Origin of the sequence: Bifidobacterium choerinum, assembly GCF_000741135.1 — a bacterium.
Taxonomy (GTDB): domain Bacteria; phylum Actinomycetota; class Actinomycetes; order Actinomycetales; family Bifidobacteriaceae; genus Bifidobacterium; species Bifidobacterium choerinum.
In genome coordinates, this window is record NZ_JGYU01000005.1 from 108,206 (window position 1) to 131,178 (window position 22,973).

Here is a 22,973-nt window from a genome sequence, read left to right on the forward strand (position 1 = left end):
CGACTAATGTACAACGTGCCCGCCGATACCCACGGTGCCGTTAGAATAATGGCTGTGATTTCCCGCTCTGCCCATCGGTCGCGTCCGATGCATGTCCTGCGCGCCGCGCTCGTCGCGATCGCGCTCATCCTCATCGTCGAATGCGTCGTGTGCAATCTCGCGCACTGGCGCTCGATCGGCGCGTCCACCGACTCCGCGTCGGCGTCCAACGCGTTGGGGCCCGGACTGTCGCGCACCGCGCAGGGGCTGCTCGAGGTGCGCGACCCCGCCGGCGCCTACGTCGAGGTCGAGGCGGACGGCAGCAGCGAGTACTGGCGCGCCGACGCGACGCCGCAGACGCATGTGCGGGCCGTGCGCGACGGCGCGCGCGGCGACGACGTCGTCTCCACCGTCCATCTGCGCGTCGCGACGCGCGACGGCGACAGCTGGGCGTTCCGCTCCCCCGCAGTCGTCGTCTCGCCGTCGACGCCGTCGGCGCTGCTGTTCCGCGCGCCGGCGCATGGCCTCGTACGTGTCTGGATCGAGGAGCCGCGCGGCACGCTCGTGCCGATCGAGAACCTCCGCGCGAACGTGCGCGTCCCCTTCGTCTTCGACTGGGCGCGCGTCGCGACGATGGCCGCGGCGGCCGCCTTCATCATCCTGCTGCTGCCGTCGACCGGCCTGTGGCATATCGCATTGGACGTCTCGAGCCGGCGCCAGCGTCTCGCGTTCGCGCTCGCCGCCGGCGCGCTCGGCGTCTACGTCGCCGTCCGCAGCGCGATGATCATCGGCTGGGCGCATCCGCTCGTCTTCCACAAGGACGGCGACTACACCTTCGACTTCGACCAGTACGGCCATCTCGCCGACGCGCTGCTGCACGGCGGCGTCGCGCTCGACCTTCCGGTCCCCGACGCGCTCGCCGCCGCCGCCGACCCCTACGATCCCTCCGCACGCGCGCGCATGCTCGCCGACGGCGCGACGCCGATCTACTGGGACTATGCGTTCCACGACGGCCGCTGGTACTCGTATTTCGGCGTGCTGCCGGCTGTGGCATTGTTCCTGCCGTTCCGCGTCGTCACCTCGTGGTTCACGCCCGGAGGCCTGATGCTGCCGACGACCTGCGCGCAGCTGTGGCTGATGGCCGGCGTCAGCGTCGTCGCCTGCCTGCTCGTCATCCGCCTGATCGACCGCGTCGCGCCGCGCACGTCGCTCGCCGCCGCCATGCTGCTGTGCGTCGCGGCGATGCTCGGCGCGAACCTGCCGTACCTGTGGTTCCGTACGAACTTCTACTCGATCCCCTTCTCCTCTGGGCTGCTGCTCGCGATGCTCGGCCTGTGGCTGTGGCTCGGCGCCGTGCGCACGGCGGACGCGGACGGCAAGGATCACGATGGCGGCGAGCGCGCATTGCGGATCGTCTCGATGCCGCATGTCGCCTGGGGCGCGCTGTGCATTGCGGCGACGATCGGCTGCCGTCCGACCTTCACGTTCACGGCGCTGTTCGCGCTGCCATTGTTCCTGCCCGACCTGCTGCGCGCGGCGCGGGCGCATGACCGCGGGCGCATCGGACGCTTCGCGGCGGCGATGCTGCTGCCCGCGCTCGCCGCCGCCGTGCCGGTCCTCGTCTACAACCAGCTGCGCTTCGGCTCCCCCTTCGACTTCGGCAACGCCTACCAGCTGACCGTCACCGACATGACGCGCTTCCACACGCCGGCCGGGAACATGCCGCTGACCGTCCTCTACTATCTGTTCCTGCCGCCGCGTCTCACCGGTATGTTCCCGTTCCTCGCATTGTCGCCGACGCCTCTGCCGAGCTGGTCGTTCACCGAGCCGTGCGTCGGCGGCCTGTTCACGATGATGCCGCTCGCGCTGTGCGCGTTCGCGCTGCCGTGGCCGGCCGTGCGCCGCCGCTGCGGCGTCTGGTGGCCGACGCTCGTCACGACGCTCACGCTCGCGGCCGCCCTCGTCGTCTTCGACGCCTTCGTCGGCGGCCTCGGATGGCGCTACATCGCCGATTTCGGATGGCTGTTCATGGTGGCCGCCGTGCCCGTCGCCGCGCTGATGATGCGTCGTTGGCCGTGGACGCGCGCGCTCGTCGCCGTCATCGTGGGCGCGGCGCTTGTGTTCGCCGTCGCCTCCTGCTTCGTCGTCGGCCGCGACGACATGCTCGTCGCCAACGATCCTGCGCTCTTCCACCGTGTGCGCTGCTGGTTCGCGTTGCCGTAGACACAAGGCCGCTGCAGGCTTCAGGACGCGGGCACTCCCGCACTTACCGACGGCATCCTGCACGCCGTCGTCATCATCGCCGATGTGGACTCCGCCGCCGACGCCCGTGGTCGGACGCGGCGGCGACGCATGAACGCGCATGGATACAATGGCCGTATGAGCGTTTTCGATTCGTTGTTCCCCTCACGCCGACGCCGACCGCCCGCGCAAACCGTCGACATTGAGCTGCACGGCGCCGGCTACGTCTACGCGGACGGCTCGGTCGGCTGCGAGCCCACCGACCTGCGCATCGCGCACGACGGCGGCAACGTGGCCGTCATCGGTCTCAACGGCGCCGGCAAGTCGACGCTCATCCGGATGGTCGGCGCGCAGGAGTCGCCGACGTCCGGCGCCGCCGACTACATCGTCGACGGCGAGCCGCGCGAGCTGTCGCGCCGCGCCGACCGCCCGGTCGTCGCCTCGGCGATCGGCTATGTCAGCCTCGACCATGTGCGCGCCCATTTCCAGCGCGCGAAGTCCGTCGAGGACGCGCTCGACGGTTATCTCGAACATCATCATGTGCCGCCGACCGAACGCGCCGCACGCATCGGCGACCTGCTCGCCGCCTTCGACCTGGGCGAGGTGCGCCATATGCGTCTCGACGCACTCGACGGCGAACGGCTGCATCTGCTCGCGATGGCCGTCGCCTGCTGTCATCTGCCGGCGATGCTTGTCGCCGACGAGCCGACGCGCGGCCTCGACGAGATCAGTTCGGCGCATGTCGCGCAACGGCTGTTCCGCTACGGCAGGCCGGTCGTGTTCACGACGCACGACGTCGAGCTCATCGCCGACGAACGCTACGAGATCCGGCGCGTGCTCGTCATGGACGAGGCGCACATCGTGTTCGACGGCGACCCGAGGCACGCGACCGACTTCTACACGCAGCTCATCCGCAGCAAGTATCAGGCGATGCCGAGCCGCTGACGCACCGCGTCGAGCACGGTCGCGACGTTGCGCGCGAACAGCTCCTCCTCGGGCAGCAGCGAGATCGCGAGATAGCCGTTCGACGTCATGTCGAAGAAATACCCCGGCTGCCCGCTCGTACGGGATGCGTCGATCATTGCCAGCACGAGGTCGTTCTCGTCGATGACCCCGGGGAAACGCAGCAGCACGTTCCAGCCGCCTTCGGCGCGCAATACGTCGACGACGCCGAGGTCGTCCCCGTCGAGCATCCGGTGCAGCGTCGCCAGATTCGCGCGGATGCGCGAGCCGACGGCGTCGAGCTGACGCGGCGCCTCATGCAGCATCGCCGGGATCTCGCGGGCGACGAACTCGCTCATCGGCAGGAAGTCGTCGGCGATGACGTCGAGCCGGCGGCACGCCTCGCGCACGTCGTCGTCCGGTCCGGACACGCGGATCCATCCGACCTTCGCGTGCGGCGCGGCCAGCGTCTTCGAGAAGCCGTCGAGCGCGAAGGTGAGCATGCGCGGCTCGCCGCTCAGCCTCCGGTTGCCGTCGAACGGCTCCAACGGGTAGTCGAAGAACACCTCGTCGGCGATGATTGCGATGCCGTAGCGGCGGCACAGCGCGACGAGCGCCTCGCGTTCCGCCGGCTTGATGTAGGAGCCGGTCGGATTGTTCGGGTTGATGACGATGACCGCGCGGATGCGCCGGTCGGCGTCCTCGGCGAGCATCCGTTCGATCTGCGGGACGTCGATGAACCACGAACCGTCGAAGCGCAGCTGGTAGAAGCGCGCCTCGACGCATTCGAGCCGTGCGATCGATTCGATGAGCGGATACCCGGGCTTCGGCGCGAGCACCGCGTCGCCGGCGTCGCACAGCAGCTTCATCAGCCACGAATACGCCTGCGACGTCGAACTGAGCAGATACACCTCATCGGCCCTCGCCTGCCCGTCCTTACGGGAAGCACCCCCTTCCTCCTGTTTACCGGTGGCACCATCGTTGCGGGCAGCACCATCGTTACGGGTGGCACCGTCGTTACAGGCAGCACCGTCGCCGTCGTCGTTATCGGCGGCATCGCCATCGTCAACGCCGTCACCGTTACCGGCGGCACTCACACGCACGGCGCTATCGGTAGCGACATCCGCGTATACGCTATCGGCAGCAGTCTCATCGTCGACGGCATCGTCGTTACCGGCGGCACTTTGAAGGATCGTTGCGCCCGTACCTTTATATATAAGGTCATCCGCATGCGTTTGCTTACGGGAGGCATGCGCGGCGGAATCATCGTCGGCATCCGGAACGTAGGGCTCGACGGTCGCGTTGATGTAGTCGGCGATCGCCTCGCGCGCATAACGCTGTCCGCGCGGTTCGGCGGCGTAGACCGTCGGCAGCGACGACGGAGCCAGACCATGCCTCGTCGGGTTCGAATCGTTGAGCGCGACCGGCCGTATCCCCTCCGCCTTCAATGCGGCCTCTGCCTTCGCGATTGGATTGGGTTCATCGATGTCTACTCTTCGGGAAAAACGCACATCCTCAATCTACGCGCACCCGCACATTTTCGCTCGGTGCTCGGCGATCTTCCGCAGATGGCGGCCACCCGTAAGCAGCCGCCACCCATGGGAGTCGCCATCCGACGGGCGGACTTCGTCAAACCGATCCCCCATCGCAACAGTGACCGCCCGCAACGACTGCTGCCCGTAATGACGGCTGCCCGTAAGAATCGGCTGCCCGTAACGACGACCACCCGTAACGACGGGCGGCACGGTTCGCCGAGACGGCGCATGGCAAAGGGCGGCCGCCGGAGTGTTTCTCCGGCGGCCGCCCTCGGGATGCTGCGGCGTCATTCGACGCCTCACGCACCGAGAATCAGTCGGCGTTCCTCTGCATTTTCCTGCTCGCGTAGTACGCGGCGCCGATGATGCCCGCCTCGTTGTGCAGCTTCGCGGCGACGATCGGCGTCTTGATGTCGATGTACGGCAGGAACTTCTCCGAGACGCGGCTGACGCCGCCACCGACGACGAACAGCTGCGGACTGAAGTACAGCTCCATCAGACTGTAGTACTTCGTCAGGCGCTTCGCCCACTTCTTATAGCCCATATCGAGCTTCTCGCGCACCGACGACGCCGCGTACTTCTCGGCGTCGCCCTTGCCCTTCGGCAACTGGATGTGGCCGAGCTCGGTGTTCGGGATGAGCACGCCGTCATAGATGAGCGCGGTGCCGATACCGGTGCCGAGCGTCGTCGCGATGACGAGGCCCTCCTGTCCGGCGGCCGCACCGAAGCGCTGCTCGGCGACGCCGGCGGCGTCCGCGTCGTTGACGACGGTCACCGGACGACCGCAGGCCTCCGAAAAGACCTCGGTGACGTCGACTCCGATCCAGGACTGGTCGAGGTTGGCCATGTAGTCGAGCTTCTGGCCGGGCTTGATCGGCGCCGGGAACGCGATGCCGACCGGAATGTCCTCGGGCACTTCGAAGTGCTCGAGCTGCTGACGGACGATGTCGCCGACCGCCTTCGGGGTCGAATGCTCCGGGGTGAGGATCTTCAGTCGCGGTTCCGCGAACTCGCCCTTCTCCAGATTGACCGGCGCAGCCTTGATGCCCGATCCTCCAATGTCCACGCCGAACGCCTGTGCCGTCTCAATCATCGTCAACCTTCCTTACCGTTTCCAGGGGTGTCACCCAGTGATTTCACCATCTCGGGCCCGTCGGCCGATGCGCCATGCATCCGCGAATGACTGCCCTACTATATGATATATTAGTTCAACCAGTAAACATTGGTGTTTCGCAAACTATCCACATTCTGAAACGATGTTTTTCTGATAACGATTGTCATGTTGCGTTTCCTCGCATCCACGCATCACGCAAGGGTTTCCCTGACCATCGTTTGCTCGACGAATATCCCTCCTCCACCCGTCTTCAGGCGCACTTCGCGCAATCGACGGCGTCTGTTTATCCCGGCCTGCGTATACAGATGGAACATGTAGTTTCAAGGAAGGTGCAATTCCTTACTGGCGGTAGCGCCGCGCATCCGATGCGCCTACGGCGAAGCCCGCAACCCGCGAAAGCGGTGGATTCGGTCGGATTCCGAAGCCAACGGTGACAGTCCGGATGGAAGAAACGGAGCTCTGCGATGAGCACGATCGATGATGCCCTCATGTCCGCATCCCAACAGCCGACCGACGACGAACGCCCGATCACCAACGGCGACGCCCGGTCCGTATCCCCCGCCGCTGCCGGCGGTACGGCAACACCCGCCGCCGACGACGCAGCCGCCGCCAACGCCGTCAACGACGCTACCGGTAGCGTCGCCAACGGCGGTCGCGCCACCGATAACGCCGCCGCTACCGATAACACGACCGCTACCGGCGGCGCCGCGAAGCCCGCCTCGACGTCCACCGCGCGCACGTTGCGCGACCGGCGGCCCGACGACGCGCATTCGACGGGCGTCGGCGACGGCGGCCGCTGGTCCACGCGCCGCATCGCGATGTACGCGCTGTTCGTCGCGCTCGCGATGGCCGTCAGCTTCATCGAGTTCCCGCTCATGCCCGCGGCGCCGTGGCTCAAATACGATCCCTCGGGCGTCGTCTGCCTCGTCGCCGGCTTCGCCTTCGGCCCGTCGGCGGCCGCAATCGTCAGCGTCCTCGGCTTCCTCCCCCACCTCTTCACGAATCCGTGGGGCACGCTGATGGCGGTGCTCGTGGCGCTCGCGCTTTCGGTGCCGGCCGCCGTCACCTACCGTCGCCGCCGCACGCGCACGTCGGCGCTCGTCGGCATCATCGTCGGCGCACTGCTCGCGCTCGTGGTCGCGATCGGCGCGAACCTTGTCATCACGCCGATGTACGCGCACATGTCGATGGCCGACGTCGCGAAGCTCATCATCCCGGTGCTGCTGCCGTTCAACCTCATCAAGTTCGTGCTCAACGGCGTCATCACGTTCCTGATCTACAAGCCGATCTCCACATTGCTCGAACGGGGTCAGCGGTGACGACCTCCCCCCGCACCGTCGTCGACATGCGCGGCGTGCGGCTCAGCTACGACGGCGGCGCGACCTGGACGCTCGACGGCGTCGACCTTCAGGTGCGCGAAGGCGAACGCGTCGCCCTTGTCGGCCCGAACGGCTCGGGCAAGTCGACGCTGTCGCTGCTCGCCGCGGGTCTCGCCGCCCCCGACTTCGGCACCGTCGAACTCGCCGGCGAACTCGTCTTCGACGGCGCCGGCGCGCACGCCGGCGCCTATCGTCGTGCGCGCCGCGACATCGGCATCGTCTTCCAGAATCCGGAGGACCAGATCGTCACGACCGTCGTCTGCGAGGACGTCGCCTTCGGCCCGGAGAACCTCGCGACGCCGCGCGGGCAGATCGGCGAACGTGTGCACGACGCGCTCGCGACGGTCGGCATGACGACGTTCGCGGAGGCGAACCCCGCCGATCTCTCGGGAGGACAGCAGCAGCGCGTTGCGATCGCCGGCATGCTCGCGATGCGTTCGCGGCTGCTCGTCCTTGATGAACCGACGGCGATGCTCGACCCCGAGGCGCGCGCCGATGTGCTCGCCGCGCTCGACGACATCCAGAAGCGCGGCACCGCGATCATCATCGTGACCCACGACGCCGCCGAACTCGCGCATGCGACGCACGTCCTGCGTCTGGAGCACGGCCGTCTGCTGCCGGCAGACGACGGATCCGATCCGCTACCGGACGCACCGTCGGCGACCGGCCACGCCCTTCCCGATCCCTTACCGGACGCACCGTCCGCACCCGCCGGCGACGTACCGCCCGTAACGTCGACGCCGGCGATCGTCTTCGACCATGTGACCTTCCGCTACCCCGGAGCCACCACCGCCGTGCTCGACGACTTCTCGCTACGGGTGGCATCCGGATCCACACTCGCCGTCGTCGGCAGGAACGGTTCGGGGAAGACGACCTTCGCGAAGCTGCTGTGTGCGCTGCTGAAGCCCGACGCCGGCTCGATCCGCGTCGCCGACGTCGAACTCGTCCACGCGAGCCGGAGGGAACGCGCGGCATTGCGCCGCCGGCTCGGCTTCATCATGCAGCATCCCGAAAGGCAGCTGTTCGCAAAGACCGTCGCGCAGGACGTGGCGTACGGCCCGCAGAACCAGGGGCTTTCCGACGAGGACGTGCGCTTACGGGTGGACGAGGCGCTGCGGCTCGTCGGCGCCGCGCATCTGGCAGAACGCGACCCCTTCACGCTTTCGGGCGGCCAGCAGCGGCTCGTCGCCATCGCCGGCGTGCTTGCATGCCGCCCGAAGGTGCTCGTCATGGACGAGCCCACCGCATCGCTCGACGACGCCGCCTGCGCGCGCATCCGCGGCATCATCCGCGACCTGCGCATGCGCGGCGTCACGATCGTCATGATCACGCACGACCTGACGATGGCGCACACGCTCGCCGACGCCGTCGTCGACTTCCCTCCGTGCAACGCTTCGACGACGCAGATCGGCGACGCGCGCACCATTGCCGCTACCGGTAGCGGCAGCATGGACGATGCGCGCACCGCTACCGATAACAACAATGCGCACGACGCACACGGCACATGCGACGCACATCCTGCCACCGGTAGCGACGGCGGCCCCGAAAGCGGCGACGGCGCCCTCGCCGGCGACGACCGCGACAGCGACCGCCCGTCGCAGCCGATGCCGCCCGAAGCGATCTCGATGAGCGACACCGGCTACTCTTGGATATCCTCCCTCGATCCGCGCGCGAAGATGCTCGGCATCCTCGCGCTCATGTTCACGGCCTTCGCGATGTCGACGTGGCCGCAGCTCGCCGTCGGCTTCGTCGCGACCGCCGCGATCACGTGCGCGAGCCGCGTCGGCGTACGCCGGCTGCTCTCGTCGGTGCGCGTCTTCCTGGCGCTGTTCGTCGTGACGGGTCTGCTCAACCTCGCCGTCGTCCGCGGCGGCACGCCGCTGCTGCACATCGGCGGCTGGGCGATCACGACGGGCGGCGTGCACGTCGCGCTCCTCTATATGCTGCGCTTCGCGTTCGTCATCATCCTCGGCGCGGTCGTGCTGCTGACGACCACGCCGACGGCGATGTCGAACGCCTTCGAACGGCTGCTGCATCCGCTGCGCCGATGGATCCATGTGCAGGAGATCTGCCTGGTACTGTCGCTCGCGCTGCGTTTCCTGCCGACGCTCGTCCAGGAGGCCGTCTCGATCCGCGACGCGCAGGCCGCGCGCGGCGGTTCGATCGACTCGGGCGGCCTAATCAGACGGGTGCGCGCGATGTGCGCAATTGTCACTCCGGTGTTCGCCGGCGCGATCCGGCATGCCGACAACCTCGCGCTCGCATTGGACGCCCGCTGCTATCAGGAGGGCATCCGGCGCACACAATGGCACCCGCTGGAGATGCGCGCGCGCGACTGGCTGTTCTGCGGCGGCGTCGCGATCGTCATCGCCCTGGTCATCCTGGGACATGTGTTCAATATGTGAACAAAACGCGTGAATCAGCTCACAGTATGGCATCATGTGATTCAGCGACAAGCGAACAAGTGCTGACACAATCTTCATCTGTTCGCGAACGAAGACGAATAACGTCAACGGAGCGGAGTCATCGTCCACGGTTCCCACAAGGAACAAGCCGTGAACGGATTCCCTTCACGAGTCGTATATGTGCGGCCATCCGACAACAGCGGATAGCCGCACATCTTTTTTGCACTGCCGCCCATAATCGTGCAACGCATCCTCCGCGCATACGCGAACCATGATTCGTCGGCGTTTGCGTCGACGAGCGACCGACGCAAACGACCTTCGGCGGATGGACGAACATCCGTCAGCGCCCCGCATCCGCCCATAGGCGATTCGTTCGCCCTTACGGGTAGCCGGCCATTCGCGGTTGACCTTATACACCGACGATCCCGGATCCCCAAGCGGACCGCAGCTCCTACGGGTAGTCAAGCGCCCGGCGACGATTGGATGCCGCCCGTAAGCAGCCGCGGCCCACGTCCGCCGCCCGTAAGCGACCAATCGCGCTTACGGGCGGTGGCTACCCGTAAGCGGTCGGCTACCCGTAAGCGATCGCCGCCCGTAAGGGATCGCCGCCCGTAACGATACGTCCGCGTAATCGGTCGCCGCCCGTAAGCGAATCGGTCTGCGCGGCCCTGTCGCCGCGTCGCCGTTCCTCGCATCGCTGATTGCGATGCGTCCCGCGCACATGCCTTCTACGATGGGACGCACAGGAACAAGTCCCTCCGATCCGCCGGCGTCGTCCGGCGCGGCATGCACACGCATGGACGAATGCGCGGCCGGATCGGAGGGACGTCGCAGCGAACGAGGAATCGAGGAACCGTGAAACCCACGACACATGACGTCATACTCAACAACGACGTGCTCATCCCGCAGGTCGGCCTCGGCGTCTTCCGCACGCCCGACGGTCAGGCCACCGTCGACGCCGTCCACGCGGCGCTCGAATGCGGCTACCGCCATATCGACACGGCGAGCGTCTACGGCAACGAGAAGTCGGTCGGCGAGGCCGTAGCCACGAGCGGCGTGCCACGCGAGGACGTGTTCATCACGACGAAGCTGTGGAACGACGACATCCGCAAGCACCGCACGATGGACGCGTTCCAGGAGAGCCTTGAGCGTCTCGGCACCGACTACGTCGACCTCTACCTCATCCATTGGCCGGCCGAAGGCTGGCAGGACGCTTGGACCGCGATGCAGGAGATCTACCGCAGCGGCCGCGCACGGGCCATCGGCGTGAGCAACTTCGCGAAGAACCACCTCGACGAACTGCTGGCGCACACCGACGTCAAGCCGGCGGTGAATCAGATCGAATCCTCCCCGACCTTCCCGAACCAAGACATGGTCGACTACTGCCGTGGACTCGGCATCGCCGTCGAGGCGTGGAGCCCGCTCGGCGGCACCGGCAGCGACCTGCTCAAGGACGAACGGCTCATCGAGATCGGCGAGAAGTACGGCAGGTCGTCGGCGCAGGTCGTCATCCGCTGGCATCTGCAGCGCGGACTCATCGTGCTGCCGAAGTCGGTGCGCAGCACGCGCATCCAGCAGAACATCAACGTCTTCGATTTCGAACTCGACGACGAGGACATGCACAGGATCGCGACGATGGACACCGGCGTGCGCAACGGCGCCGACCCGAACGATTTCGATTTCTGATGCGACATGCCGCATGCGTGTGCGCACACGCACGTCGTCTGCCACCAGGCGTCGATCGAACGCATCGGATATGATGGTGCGGTTACGCACTTGATGAAATCGATGAATCACGTCACAGAAGGAAGACGATATCCATGGCATTGACGAAGAAGCAGACGAAGCAGCTGCGCGCGATGGCGAACCAGCTCAAGCCGCTCGTGTACGTCGGCAAGAACGACCTGACCGATTCCGCGATCCGGCAGGCGGACGAGACAATCGAGAAGCGCGAGCTGATCAAGGGTCAGGTCCAGGACGGCTCCGGCATGGACGCGCGCGAGGCCGCCGAACGACTCGCCGACGCGCTCGGCGCCGACGTCGTGCAGGTCATCGGCAACCGCTTCGTCCTGTTCCGCGTCTCGAAGCGCGACGACGTGGAACACATCCGCCTCGTGCGCGAGTGACACGCGGACGGACGACACATACAGCAGACGATAAAGGGGGGTGGATCCGCCGATCATGGCGGATCCACCCCCCTTCGTCATACCGCCGCCAGGCCGCGCACGGCGATGCGCCTGATGGGCAGATGTCACCGGAAGGACCTGCTTGCTGGCGTCACACCCCTTTACGGGATGCACGTCCCGCGATCGGCACGCGGTCACTGCGCGTCGATCGCCTCCCACTGCGGCTTCCAGCTCATCTGTTCGTCGTACGCGCTCGCCCAGAACATGTATTCGTTCTCGACGCCGTGGATGAACAGTTCGATGAGCTGTTCGCGCTTACGCTCATCGGCGTCGGCGACGAACCGTTCGATGTGTGCGAGCAGCCATGCCGACGACTGCCAGAACTCGTCGGTCTTGTAGGTGTCGATCCAGCTCTTGTACGGGTTGTCGCCGAGCGTGTCCGCGAACTCGTCCGCGAGACGCTGCCCGTAGTCGGCGTACACCCACGCGCACGGCAGCACGGCGACGAGCACGTCGAGCAGGTCGCCGCCATAGGCGACCGACAGCATATGCGTCGTGTACGCGCGCGCGAACGCCGACTGCTTCGCGCGCGCCATCTCCTCGGGCGTGATGCCGTACGACGCCAGATAATCGCCGTGCAGTGATTTCTCGACGTCGAAGATCGAGCGCTGCACGTCGACCATGAACTTCATGATCTCCGCGTCGTCGGTCTTCGTCAGCGCGAGCGCGTGCACCTTCGCGTAGTCGTTGAGGTAGAGCTCGTCCTGCTTGAGGTAGAACGCGAACTTGCGCGTCGGCAGCGTGCCGGCGCCGAGTTCGCGGATGAACGGCTGGCGGTACCCCTCCTCCCATACCAGGTTCGCCGCGTCGCGCATCCGCTGTGCGAACGGTGGCAGGTTCGTCAACGTGATGGCGGTTGCATTGCCGGATTCAGCTGTGGTCATATGTCGTCTCCCTACGATGGTGTTATCCAATCAAGACGGTCGTCCGACACGTAAGAACACGGCTAAAACCCAATGATTGCAACATTCACGAGAATCATCCGGTTCTAGCACCGCTCGCATACGACGTGAAGAGTTAATGAATGTTTAACGAAAACACGCATCGGACAGATCAACACCGTTCACGCGACCGGATAACCGCCAAGACAAGCACAACACACCGTCTGGATACGAAAAAACGGGGCCGGCAGCCACTCAGGCCGCCAGCCCCGTTAGTTGAGAGCGGCGCCTCGGCTCCGCCCTCTGAAACCCACCCCGCTGTGATGCGGGGAACACGATTGCATCAAACAATCTAGGGGGTCATCCCCGCTGTGATGCGGGGAACACTGTCGCGCGATTCGATTTAACGAATCATCCCAACAAGCGTAGGGAAACGCAACCGTGCTGTTTAATTGTGGTATCCACAAAATAGTAGATATTTCAACCCACTCACCGATTGCTCGGCGAGACAGTACGACAAGTATATCACAACTTGCGGTTCGGATTGTATGCGACACCGAACGCCGCTGCCACGGTCGGAATCGCGCCGGCCAGCGACGACAGCAGGATCGTCACCCATTTCGCCGCACCCGCTTCGATGGCGACGGGAGCTGCGACGGTGAGGATGACGCCGGCGATGGCGCACACCACATACACGGCGGTGCGCACGGCCGGGTCGAACACTGGCGTATACGGCTCCTCATGCGGAATACTGTCGGGCAGTGGCTGGTCCGTGTCCATGTACATACGGTCGAGGTCGTCGTCGCTCATATGCTCATCGGTCATGATGATCTCCCCTCACTTGGCGTCCTTGACGAGGACGCCGAACGCGGCCATGTCGGCCGGGGAGACGTCACCGTATTCCTCCTTGGCGCCGACGCACTGCGCCCACGTCTTGCACTGCTCACCGGTCTTCGAGTAGACGTATTTCATGGTCTTGAGCACGTTCATGGACGGGATGTGACGGTACTGGCCGGCGGCCATGTCGGCCACGTAGAGTTCCTGAGTGCCCTTCTTGCGGAAGATGACATGCATGTTCTTGTTCTCCTTTTTGAGTTGCGCCACCGTCTGTGCGGCGGTGGGCTTGTTGTTCATCTTGTCCTGGACGAGTCGGACGAAAGCATTCCAGCTGTAGCCGAAACGGTTGAAGTACGGGAACGGGTCGGTATGGTCGCTGCCACCGTACACTTGGCTGAACCACTGGTGGGGATGCATCCGATCCACACCCCATCCGTGTGCTTTGAGTATCTGCGCGCACACGTCGGCTGCGATCTGGATACCACGGTCGAAGTCGGCTTTGTTTGTGGCTTCGCAGATTTCGATGCCGACGCACGTCGCGTTGCCGTTGCCGACCTGCCAACACAGGCGGTTGTCGGGCACCGTGTGATACGCCTCGCGCCAGTCGGACGTGTAGTGCACCGCATAGTCGTATCCGCGCGACCACAGGTCGCGATGATTTCGGGCTGTGGCGCCGGGATTCGCTGTGGAATGCACGGCTAGCATGGATGGATTGAGTGGGCCGTGCCCATCGTTGACAATGTCCTGTCTGATGGATATCAACATGCGCTCCTTTCTGATATGAAAAAGGCCACAGCGTGGTGCTGTGGCCTTATGGCTTGTTGATGGCGGTTAGTAGTCGCCTTCGTTGGTTTCGTCGCACATGCGGCTGGTCGCGTCCCCGCCGGGCGGCACCGATGGTAGGCGTCGAATCTCCTCGATCATTTCAGTGCCGGTACCGTTGCCGCCGATCGAATGGTAGGCGGTGTAGAGACGTTCCAGCACGTGCTTTTCGTTCGGGTGCAACCAGCCGTGCCGCATGGCGCTCTCGTGCCGTTCCCTGATGCGCAGATAGGCAAGCTCGACCACGGCCGCGTTGAGGCCGTCGAGTTTTTCGGCGATCTTGTTCATGTCCACGGCCGGATGGCGTTTGTCGTAGCGGCCCAACAGCCAGCTGATGATGCCGGACACCCCCAACCCGGTGGCGACGCCAGCGAGAGCGGTGATAGCCTCCGCACTCAACAGATTCAAAAAATGTTCACCTCCCCTCGATGATTGGTTATGGTATGACGACTGGCGGGTGCATGTTCCGAGACGCCGCGATGCCGCTCATGCGGCCACCTTTCAATGGGACGCGGCTACGCCTTCCCGTACCACTCCTCGAACGGTGCCATGTCGAACGCGGCGGTCATGTTGTCCGAGCGCATGAGCGCGATCTCGCGCACAATCATCGCCGGTGCGGAATTGAGTACTCTCAGCGAGAGTCTCGGGGCGTCGAGGTTCTCCTGCGCGATCCAGTCGATGCGCATACCTGCCATGATGCGTGCCGCGGTCACATCCTGCGTGCCCGCATACTTGTGGGCAGTCCATTGCACCCTGTAGTTGTTGCCGTCGATGGGATCGGTCACATCGGCCCGGATCCATAGGCTCACCGGCGTACCCGCTTCGAGGGGGCACGGAGTCCAGTCGCATGGGATCGTCACCTGCTGACCGAAAGATATGGTCAGGTTCGGGGATGGCGTCAGCACGTGGTTTACCCAATCCGCCCCCGTCAACAACAGTTTCTCCGCGCTCATGCCACCACCACCAGTTCGAGGTGGTGTGGATAGAAGCCTAGGAAGCTAAGCCCCCCCCCCGTGGTGGGGAAGGTGTCGCCCGCGAACCACGGACGTTGCAGCTCAGGATATTTCAGCGTGCCGTTCTGCACCATGTCGTACAGCCTTTCCCAATCCTCCGGCGTGTACACGCCGCGTTCCATCAGCACGAACGGGCCGTAGACGAGCGGCAGCGTATGGCTGCTGTTATTCCCGTCAGCGACGCGCGCCGCCACCCAGCCATCCCTACGGACGAGCAGCGTGCCATTCTCGACCGTCAACCGGTCGAGCACGTTCGGATTGTCGCTGATGACACGCGCGTACAACACACGGCCCGCCAACTCGGTATTGGTCATGCCCTGCCATGCGAACGCCGTACCATTACTCGCACCCTCGGCCAGCTCGTACCGCCAATTGTCGCCGTTCTCCGTCGCCACACCCTCCCAACAAGCGCACTTTTTGCGCGCGTGGGGGTCCGGATGCAGATTACGCAATTCACTCATGAGTCGCCTCCTCGCCTAGTCGGGCCTGTAGGACGCGTGCCTGCGCGGTCAATACCGCGACCTGATATGCGAGCTGCGCGTTCTGCTCACGTAGCGCCGTGATCAGCTGCTCTGCTGGTATTTCTGTCATGCTGCCTCCTTAGATGAAGATCATGTAGTTGACACGGAACGTTGTGCCGGTTGAGGCGGAGCAGAACACATACCAGCGTTTGTCGTCCTGATTCCAGCCCGCACCTGTCAACGCGATGTTGTTCGCTCTCAGGTCGCCGTTGGCGACGAACACGACCGCAGTCGATGCGTCGATGTTCTCGCCGACGATCGCCGCCCACTGCTCCGCCGTGAACAAGTCATGACGATTGGACGACGCGGACGGGGTGACGACCTTCGTGCCCTTGAACATGCGCGGCACGTTGCACCCGTTGATACTGACCGGCATTCCCGCGATGGCGACACCCGCCGTGGGGGCGCCGACGCCGATGCCGATGCCTTTGCCGCCCGCCGAGAAGTCAAGCAGGAAGCGTTGCGGGCCTACCGTCGTGTACGCGTTCACGGTCCCGTACTTGTCTTTCACGACCACACGGAACCGCCATGAGGAGTCCGCTGACAAATCAGTCAGGGTGACTGTGCCCGTGCCTGTGGCGCCGCTCGCGGTGACCGGCGTCTCTTTCCATGTGCCACCGTCCTGTACCGCGATCGTCACCGACTGCACTGTGTTCGCACTGTCACCGGATGTGTCGCATTTCCATGTGACGTACAATTTCACGCGCGTGCCGGATTCAGACATATCGCCAGCCTCGTTCACACGTTGCGCGGTGAATGATTGGATGGTAGGTGGTTGCGCGTTGAGCTTCCATTTCGCGTACAACGTGTTGTTGTTGTCCGCACCGTACCGGCCGCCCGGCTGGTAGATGACCGCACCGTCCGCACTCGTCGCCCACCCGAGGAACGTATGGTTCGCGCGCGTGGGCCTCGTGCTCGACAAGGTGAGGACCTCACCCCACCATTTCGTCTGACTGCCGGGAGCCCCACTGCCGCCATTCGCGTTATACGAGACAGTGTGCGAGGGCAATGGCGGCACGCTGATACGCAAGTCGCTTCTCGACGTGCCTGCCGCGAACCCGCTGACTCGGGCCTCCGCGGTACACAGAACGCTTTGCGTCGCCTTGGTGCGATTAACCCAGATTTCTTTCGCCACCAAGCCCACGCCTGAGTTCTGCGCGATGCTCACATTCGTCTGATCGACCGTGCTCCACTGCCCGTTCACCGCCGCGCCGCCATGCACGCTCAACCCTGAGAACCAGTATCCGTTCGCGGAATTGATGAAGCATTCCGTCTTGATTCGCACACGGCCGTTTTCCGTTGCGGTCACGGTCGATTTGTTTCGCACGCGCCAATTATTGACGATGTTACCCAGGCTCTCAGCCATGTCATGCCTCCTGAACCGTTGCGCTGCCGCCGACGTATTGCAGGCTCATGTGCCCGTTGTCACGTGGCAGGAACGCGAAATTACCGATACGTAACGTGTTCACGATTTCCGCGTTGTTGATGTACAACCTGTCGTTCGACACGTAGGCGGCGACGGTGTTGCCCGCACGGAATTGCATCGCCGTCGAGGTCAATTGCACGCTGTACGCGTCCGTGTTCGTCAGGTCGCCGATGGTCAACCCCGTGTCCGGGTCGAACTGCATGTACTGTTTCCGTGCGTTGATCTCCTCGTCCAACCGGTCCGTGGTCGCCCCTACCTGCGTCTGCACATTCGTGACGGATTCACCCAATGCGTCGGCCGTCTGCGTGAACGTGGCGAGCGGCGTATACGAATCATGCACCTCGTCGGTCAGGTCGGAGACACGACTGTCCGACGCGATACCCGACGTACCCAAATCCACGGCACCGTCAGCCGCGAAACTGATGACCGTCTGACCGCCATGCGTGACCGTCAACCCTGTAGACGTGATGCTCACCCGGTTGCCCGCGTCCGTGCTCGTATAGATGTTCGTACCGACCATCTCACCGGCCGAAATGGTCGGCGCATTGAACACGGCATTTGTTGAGACAGCCCCATCGAGCGTCAACTCGCCGGTGGCCGCGTCGAACGCCATCGAGTATTCCTCTTTGCCATTGTTCTTATACGCGAACATGCCACCGTCGGTGATGACCAGACCACGGTATTTCTTCGCGGCCTCACTGGACTGCCACTCGGTGTTCGTGCGGATGACGCCGCCCGTGATGGCCGCACCCGAGATTTCGCCGCCCGACTGGATGGCTCCGTCCAGGCTCAACGTCCATACTCCATCGATTGGGGCGAACGTGAGCACGTTCTTCGTGCCGTCGGAAACACTGATGCCGTCCTCGTTGGCGCGCAGGAAACGCTTCTGGTCGGCCCGGTAGATGTCGAGGTTACCGCCCGTGAGCTTGATGCCACGGTTCGCGTCGTTCACGGTCTGCACCGTGCCGCCCGTCACCGTCGAACCGTGGATCCTGGACGCGTCGATGTCACCCGTCGTGATGCTCGGCGTCGTCAACGAACCGCCGTCGATGAGCACATCACGGAATGTGGCGCTGCCGTTCGCCGCGTTCATCGTGATCGTCGCATTCCCGCCAGCGCCCTTGAGCAGGATGCCTTCGTTGTTGACGACAAGCCGTTCGTTCGAGGTGAGGAACACGCCGCCCTTGATGGTCTTGCCGTACAGGGCGGTGGCGTCTATCGCGTCCGCTTCGACCGCACCCGCCTTGATGTTGCGCGCCTCAACACAGTCGGCGGCGAGCAGTTCCGTCACGATGGAACCGTTCACCAGCAAATCCTCGGCATACAGAGTGTGCGAGTTCCACTTCGTGCCGTCCCACACCCACATGTGCTCGATCTCATTCGAATGGTCCACGAGCACTGAAGGACTGTTGTTCGGCTCACCTGTCCAGTAGGTTTCCAGATTCGGCAAGGATGTCTGCCACCACAGGTCGCCGGCGGTCAGTTTCGCCGCCACGTCCGCATCCGCCGCCGGGTCGGTCGTGGCACGGTAGATGGCGTTCTTGCCGTCCGCCGTCGCCTTCGCCAACGCCGCAGCATCGCCCGCGTTCTCGGCTGCCTTCTTGGCTGCATCCGACGTGTCCTGAGCGCTTTTGGCGGCCTGCTCAAGCTCCCAGATGTGCGTGTAGTCGATGATCGATGCGTCGTCCACATACGCGTCCACAGGCTGTGGGAACGCGATACGGGCACGAATCCAGCGCATACCGTCGCCGATAAGCACCGTCTGCGATGCTGATGTCCACTTGTCGCCCGTATACACGAAGTCCGCTTCCGGCGTGAAATTGGCCCATACGGTCGAATCGGTCACGGTCACGTCGCCCGTGTACTGCAATCTCAAACCGCCGGCATCTCCGGCGCCGGACAGTGCGGTCATCAGCTTGTACCAAGCGTCGAAACGATACCGGTGGCCTGTCGTCACCGCGATCGGCTTCAGGCTCACCAGTTCGGACGCGCCGAGCGAACCGTTCAGATAGGCTCGCCTGCCGCCGGAACGCGACCATGGCGACTGCTGCGTGAACGCGGCACCGGCGATGTTCGTCCTCCACCCATCCTGGCCGTCCTCGAACCCGCCGTTGAACAGCAGCTCCTGCGCGTCACGACGCGCCAATTCGACCGCACGGTTCGCCTTGTCCGCATCCAATTGGGCCTTCGACGTCGCCTCGGACAGGTCGGTCAAACCCTGCTTCGCGTTCGCGATGTCCTTATCGACCTCGCCCATCTTCGTATCGTTCGCCGACGCGTAGTCGGTGAACTTCTTCGCCTCCGCTTCAATGGCGTCGGCGTTCGCCTGCACCTTCCCGTTCGTCTCGGCCAGCTTCTTATCAACCGCATCCGCCTTGCTCGTCGCATCCGCAGCGGCCGCCGCGAGAATCTCGTCGGCCTTCGTGTCAATCCGGTCGGACGTGTCAGCAATGTTCTTGTTGACCTGCTCGATCTGCGCCTTCACAGACTCGTCAGCAGCCGCGAGGATGTTCTCGGCAGCCTCGTCAAACTCCTGCTGCGAGACGATGGGCAGAATCTCCACCTGCACATGTTCGGATTCTTCGGATTCGTTATAGGCCGGCGCACCATCCCTATCATGCGCATCATCCAACGCGGTCGCCCACACATCCAGCACGGTGCCTGCGTCGAACACGCCCGTGTTCACCTCACCCGCCGACGAAAGCACACCCACAAGCGTCTTCACAGCCTCGACGTCATCTGCCGGTCTCGCCCACACCTGAACGCAGCGGAAATCCTCCGGGATTCCACCCTCAAGGGCACCATCCCAACGGATAAGGGCCGTACCCAAGTGGCTCGTCGCCTCGATGTCCAACGGACGGCCTGGCGGCGTCGTATCCCCCACCCACGGGGCGACGCCATTCACACCCAACACGGTATCCGTGCCGTCACGGTTAGGCACGACGATCACACCAGCGGTACGCGCCGCATTATCCGTCCCCAACAGACGGTTGGCACGCGCCGCCATGAACGGCAGCGCCGCATCATCCGGGTTCAATTCCTCATGAATCGCCATACAGCAACCTCCCTCAACTCAGGTCACAGGGTCGGACATGATGTCGAACGTCAACTCGACCTTGCCCGTCTCATCACCGCTCATCTGCATCAACCGCATCCCGTACACGCCGTCCGGCACGTCCGGGAATCCCTGAATCGAAACGTCGAACATCTCCCCCGGCCAGAAACTGCCCAACGGGTGCAAGGGAATGCCAGCGGATTCATCAAACGCGTTGATTTCACCCTTGACCTGCATCAACGGCTGCCGATTCGCGTGCAACACCGCCGTCGCGCCACTGCGCAACAGGCCGATCTCCTCCGCCTTGGAATCCTGAAAAGTCGTCTCGACCAACGGCCACGGGTCACGCCGGTTCACCAACGACAAATCCTCCGCCAAATACGTCAACGTGCCACTGCCGGTGCCTGCTCCCACACCGTAGACACGCATCATCGGCTGCGCCCTGTCCACCGTGATGTTCTCCAAAGTGGACGCCTCACCCGCCGCATACGCGAGTGACAATCGCTTGTCCTGATGCAGGTAGATGTCACCATCACTGCCGGCGAGGAACCGGTAGCGGATATGCCGCCCGTCCTCGGTCAGATACGGGCGGAACTGCATATCCGGGCCGCCAGCACTGTTCGCGATGGCGCGCAGGATGTCCGCACACCGATGATTCGTCACATTGAAATCCCTGTAGCGCACCTCGACCGGCTTCTGCTCCACCGTCGTCGTCGGCCCCTCGGTCTTCTTCGTGCTGCCGGTCTCCTTGCCGTTGCCGTCATACTTGTATGTGGTGATCGTCTTCGTCACCGTCTTCTCGATCCGGTAACTGCCTTTCGGCTTCGTGACCGTCTTCACCTCCGTCACGGTACGGCCCGTGCGGATGGTCTTCTGCTTGTCGCGGGTACGCTGGACGCGTTTACCCTTCTGCCACACCGTATACTTTTCCTTGACAGTGACCGTCTTAGACGTGACCTTCTCCGTATGGTCCACGACCGTGACCGTATCCCCCTCCGTCGTGGTAGACACCCAACCGTCAGGCTTCGTGACCTTCTTCACCGTCTTCGTGTCCGACGACGCCGTGTCCTCCTCATCACCGGACACTTCCGGCAGCTGATGCGTGCCCTTCTCGCCCAGATACGGCAAATCGATAGGCAAGGCGCCGCCCGGTTTCACCTCCGTGCACTGCCGGATCGTCTCGCACGCCAACGCCCGCCAGGACAGATTCACCCAACGGAACTCGTCCGGCGAACTGTTGCCCTTGCCTTTGCCGAAACGGCCCTCATGCACCAAGTACCGGTCTTCGAGCATGGCGAGCATCGACACGAACGGCATGGACACATCCAACTGGGAAGACTTGCGCACACCCAATGCGCCCCCCAATACGGGACGGCCCGGCATGTTCGCATCATCCGTCTTCGTATGCCAGAACGCGACAAGCCCACGCTTATACGGCATCAAAGCGCTTGCCTTTGCCGCCGCCGTCTCGCCCGGAATCTGCCCCCACGGCAGTTCCAGACCCGACACGTCGTCGATACCGAAACCCTTATCCTTGCTCGTCGAGAAGGAAGCGTCGGACACGCTCATTGACCATGTGAACGCAGGTACGTCGATCTGCTCCGCAAGCAAACCCGTAACCGTGTCATAAAGAAAGAAGTTCCAGCCGTCACGAAACGCCATGCCATCCCCTTCTATCGTTTATTCGTCCGGCCCCAAGTCCGTCGCCGTCAGCACGACGCCCGGCAGCGCACCACCGTGGAAGTCCGCGCTCGTACCGTTACCGACCCACATGATGACGTCCAACGTGTGCTCGCCACGGCCACACGACACGTCCTCGATGACCGCCGGCTTATCCGCCCACGAACCATAGGCGACCACATAATGACGCCTACCCACTTCAGTGCCGTCGATACGGAACGCCATGAACAATTCCGAATACTTGGAAAAGTCCGGTGCACCATTCGACTTCGACGCGCAGAAATTAGTCAACAACCGCAACTGCAAACGCCGGTCGGTCGGCAACGTGATCTTGCACTTGCAGTATGCGACCGGCGTCTTCGACGACAACGTGAAACCGTTCGCGATACGAAAATACGCAACCTGACGGCCCGCACTGCCGAACGGAATGCAGTAGGTCACGTCCTTCGTCGCCGAAGCGGCCTGCGTCGCCGTCGCCCCAGCCGGCATCAGCATGGCGCGCAGCGGCGTCGCATCCGTCGGAATCGTCGGCTCTACCGGCGACACCGACGCCACACCCTGCGTCACACCAACCTCGACCTGATTGCTTGCATCACCCGCATATTCCGGCTTGTTCAACGCCCGAACCCACACCACATCGATACGAGGATTCGACGGATCGCCAGCCGACACGGCAGGTGAGGCGCCGCCCGGCCAATACGCCAACGTCTTACCGTCCGAATCGCCACGCGAACACACGGCGACACCCTCCGCAACCTGATAGGTCAAATCGGAACGACCTGACACGCCAAGTCCGTCCATGATGCCCGTGTTCTGGAAGAACCCGCCGATGATATGCCGATGCGTCAACGGCGTCACACCGTTGCCGTCATCATCACAGGACACGCCAAGAGCCGTAGTCATATACGCTCACCACCATTCAAAGAAAAGCCAATACGATAAGGGCCGCACCACAAC

The 22,973-nt window shown here is 63.9% G+C and carries 19 protein-coding genes and 1 riboswitch; of the genes, 6 read left to right on the forward strand and 13 right to left on the reverse strand.

Annotated elements, in window-relative coordinates; all coding sequences use genetic code 11:
• Nucleotides 1–54: 54 nt before the first annotated feature.
• Together BCHO_RS04655 and BCHO_RS04660 are read left to right on the forward strand one after the other, a co-directional pair.
• Complete coding sequence (locus BCHO_RS04655) at nt 55–2,202, forward strand: hypothetical protein (RefSeq protein WP_237743036.1); 2,148 nt, start codon at nt 55–57, stop codon at nt 2,200–2,202.
• Nucleotides 2,203–2,358: 156 nt separating this feature from the next.
• Complete coding sequence (locus BCHO_RS04660; RefSeq protein ID WP_024540834.1) at nt 2,359–3,165, forward strand: ATP-binding cassette domain-containing protein; 807 nt, start codon at nt 2,359–2,361, stop codon at nt 3,163–3,165.
• Here the strand turns inward: BCHO_RS04660 and BCHO_RS04665 are convergent.
• Both BCHO_RS04665 and ppgK read right to left on the reverse strand, forming a co-directional pair.
• A complete protein-coding gene (locus BCHO_RS04665) occupies nt 3,144–4,610 on the reverse strand; it encodes a pyridoxal phosphate-dependent aminotransferase (RefSeq protein ID WP_024540833.1) in 1,467 nt (488 codons plus the stop codon). The genes BCHO_RS04660 and BCHO_RS04665 overlap by 22 nt on opposite strands.
• Before the next feature lie 400 nt (nt 4,611–5,010).
• On the reverse strand, nt 5,011–5,790 hold the full coding sequence (gene ppgK, locus BCHO_RS04670; protein ID WP_024540832.1) for a polyphosphate--glucose phosphotransferase: 780 nt from the start codon (nt 5,788–5,790) through the stop codon (nt 5,011–5,013).
• A 333-nt stretch (nt 5,791–6,123) separates the two neighbouring features.
• Nucleotides 6,124–6,269, forward strand: a riboswitch (FMN riboswitch).
• 282 nt (nt 6,270–6,551) lie between these two features.
• Here ppgK and BCHO_RS04675 point away from each other — a divergent pair.
• The 4 genes from BCHO_RS04675 to BCHO_RS04690 all read left to right on the forward strand — a co-directional run bounded on the left by BCHO_RS04675 (nt 6,552) and on the right by BCHO_RS04690 (nt 11,721).
• Complete coding sequence (locus BCHO_RS04675; protein ID WP_029675422.1) at nt 6,552–7,130, forward strand: ECF transporter S component; 579 nt, start codon at nt 6,552–6,554, stop codon at nt 7,128–7,130.
• The gene (locus BCHO_RS04680) at nt 7,127–9,595 is read left to right on the forward strand and encodes an energy-coupling factor transporter ATPase (RefSeq protein ID WP_024540830.1); all 2,469 of its coding nucleotides are present in this window, start codon (nt 7,127–7,129) and stop codon (nt 9,593–9,595) included. Before BCHO_RS04675 ends, BCHO_RS04680 begins: the two co-directional genes overlap by 4 nt.
• An 855-nt stretch (nt 9,596–10,450) precedes the next feature.
• The gene (locus BCHO_RS04685) at nt 10,451–11,281 is read left to right on the forward strand and encodes an aldo/keto reductase (RefSeq protein WP_024540829.1); all 831 of its coding nucleotides are present in this window, start codon (nt 10,451–10,453) and stop codon (nt 11,279–11,281) included.
• Nucleotides 11,282–11,415: 134 nt separating this feature from the next.
• Nucleotides 11,416–11,721 carry a YhbY family RNA-binding protein gene (locus BCHO_RS04690; RefSeq protein WP_024540828.1) on the forward strand — a complete coding sequence of 102 codons (306 nt, stop codon included), beginning with the start codon at nt 11,416–11,418 and terminating at the stop codon, nt 11,719–11,721.
• Between the two features lie 194 nt (nt 11,722–11,915).
• Here the strand turns inward: BCHO_RS04690 and tenA are convergent, their stop codons facing one another.
• From tenA to BCHO_RS04740, 11 genes are all read right to left on the reverse strand, one after another.
• Entirely contained in the window at nt 11,916–12,665 is a 750-nt protein-coding gene (gene tenA, locus BCHO_RS04695; RefSeq protein ID WP_024540827.1) for a thiaminase II, read from the reverse strand.
• Nucleotides 12,666–13,187: 522 nt separating this feature from the next.
• The gene (locus BCHO_RS04700; RefSeq protein ID WP_034256275.1) at nt 13,188–13,472 is read right to left on the reverse strand and encodes a hypothetical protein; all 285 of its coding nucleotides are present in this window, start codon (nt 13,470–13,472) and stop codon (nt 13,188–13,190) included.
• 27 nt (nt 13,473–13,499) lie between these two features.
• Nucleotides 13,500–14,264, reverse strand: coding sequence for an N-acetylmuramoyl-L-alanine amidase (locus BCHO_RS04705; protein WP_081930116.1), 765 nt, complete (start codon nt 14,262–14,264; stop codon nt 13,500–13,502).
• Nucleotides 14,265–14,330: 66 nt separating this feature from the next.
• Nucleotides 14,331–14,729 carry a hypothetical protein gene (locus BCHO_RS04710; RefSeq protein WP_156097570.1) on the reverse strand — a complete coding sequence of 133 codons (399 nt, stop codon included), beginning with the start codon at nt 14,727–14,729 and terminating at the stop codon, nt 14,331–14,333.
• Nucleotides 14,730–14,836: 107 nt separating this feature from the next.
• Nucleotides 14,837–15,274 (reverse strand): hypothetical protein, encoded by a 438-nt coding sequence (locus BCHO_RS09225; protein WP_156097571.1) that lies wholly within the window; start codon nt 15,272–15,274, stop codon nt 14,837–14,839.
• Nucleotides 15,271–15,795, reverse strand: coding sequence for a hypothetical protein (locus BCHO_RS04720; protein WP_034256197.1), 525 nt, complete (start codon nt 15,793–15,795; stop codon nt 15,271–15,273). The genes BCHO_RS09225 and BCHO_RS04720 overlap by 4 nt, the downstream gene beginning before the upstream one ends.
• Nucleotides 15,788–15,925 carry a hypothetical protein gene (locus tag BCHO_RS09230; protein WP_156097572.1) on the reverse strand — a complete coding sequence of 46 codons (138 nt, stop codon included), beginning with the start codon at nt 15,923–15,925 and terminating at the stop codon, nt 15,788–15,790. Before BCHO_RS09230 ends, BCHO_RS04720 begins: the two co-directional genes overlap by 8 nt.
• Nucleotides 15,926–15,934: 9 nt before the next feature.
• Nucleotides 15,935–17,221 carry an InlB B-repeat-containing protein gene (locus BCHO_RS04725; protein WP_051911605.1) on the reverse strand — a complete coding sequence of 429 codons (1,287 nt, stop codon included), beginning with the start codon at nt 17,219–17,221 and terminating at the stop codon, nt 15,935–15,937.
• A gap of 1 nt (nt 17,222) precedes the next feature.
• Complete coding sequence (locus BCHO_RS04730) at nt 17,223–20,336, reverse strand: hypothetical protein (protein ID WP_156097573.1); 3,114 nt, start codon at nt 20,334–20,336, stop codon at nt 17,223–17,225.
• Between the two features lie 18 nt (nt 20,337–20,354).
• Nucleotides 20,355–21,998, reverse strand: a complete 1,644-nt coding sequence (locus BCHO_RS04735; protein ID WP_034256201.1) for a hypothetical protein — start codon at nt 21,996–21,998, stop codon at nt 20,355–20,357.
• Nucleotides 21,999–22,016: 18 nt separating this feature from the next.
• Nucleotides 22,017–22,919 (reverse strand): hypothetical protein, encoded by a 903-nt coding sequence (locus BCHO_RS04740; RefSeq protein ID WP_051911606.1) that lies wholly within the window; start codon nt 22,917–22,919, stop codon nt 22,017–22,019.
• Nucleotides 22,920–22,973 lie beyond the last annotated feature (54 nt).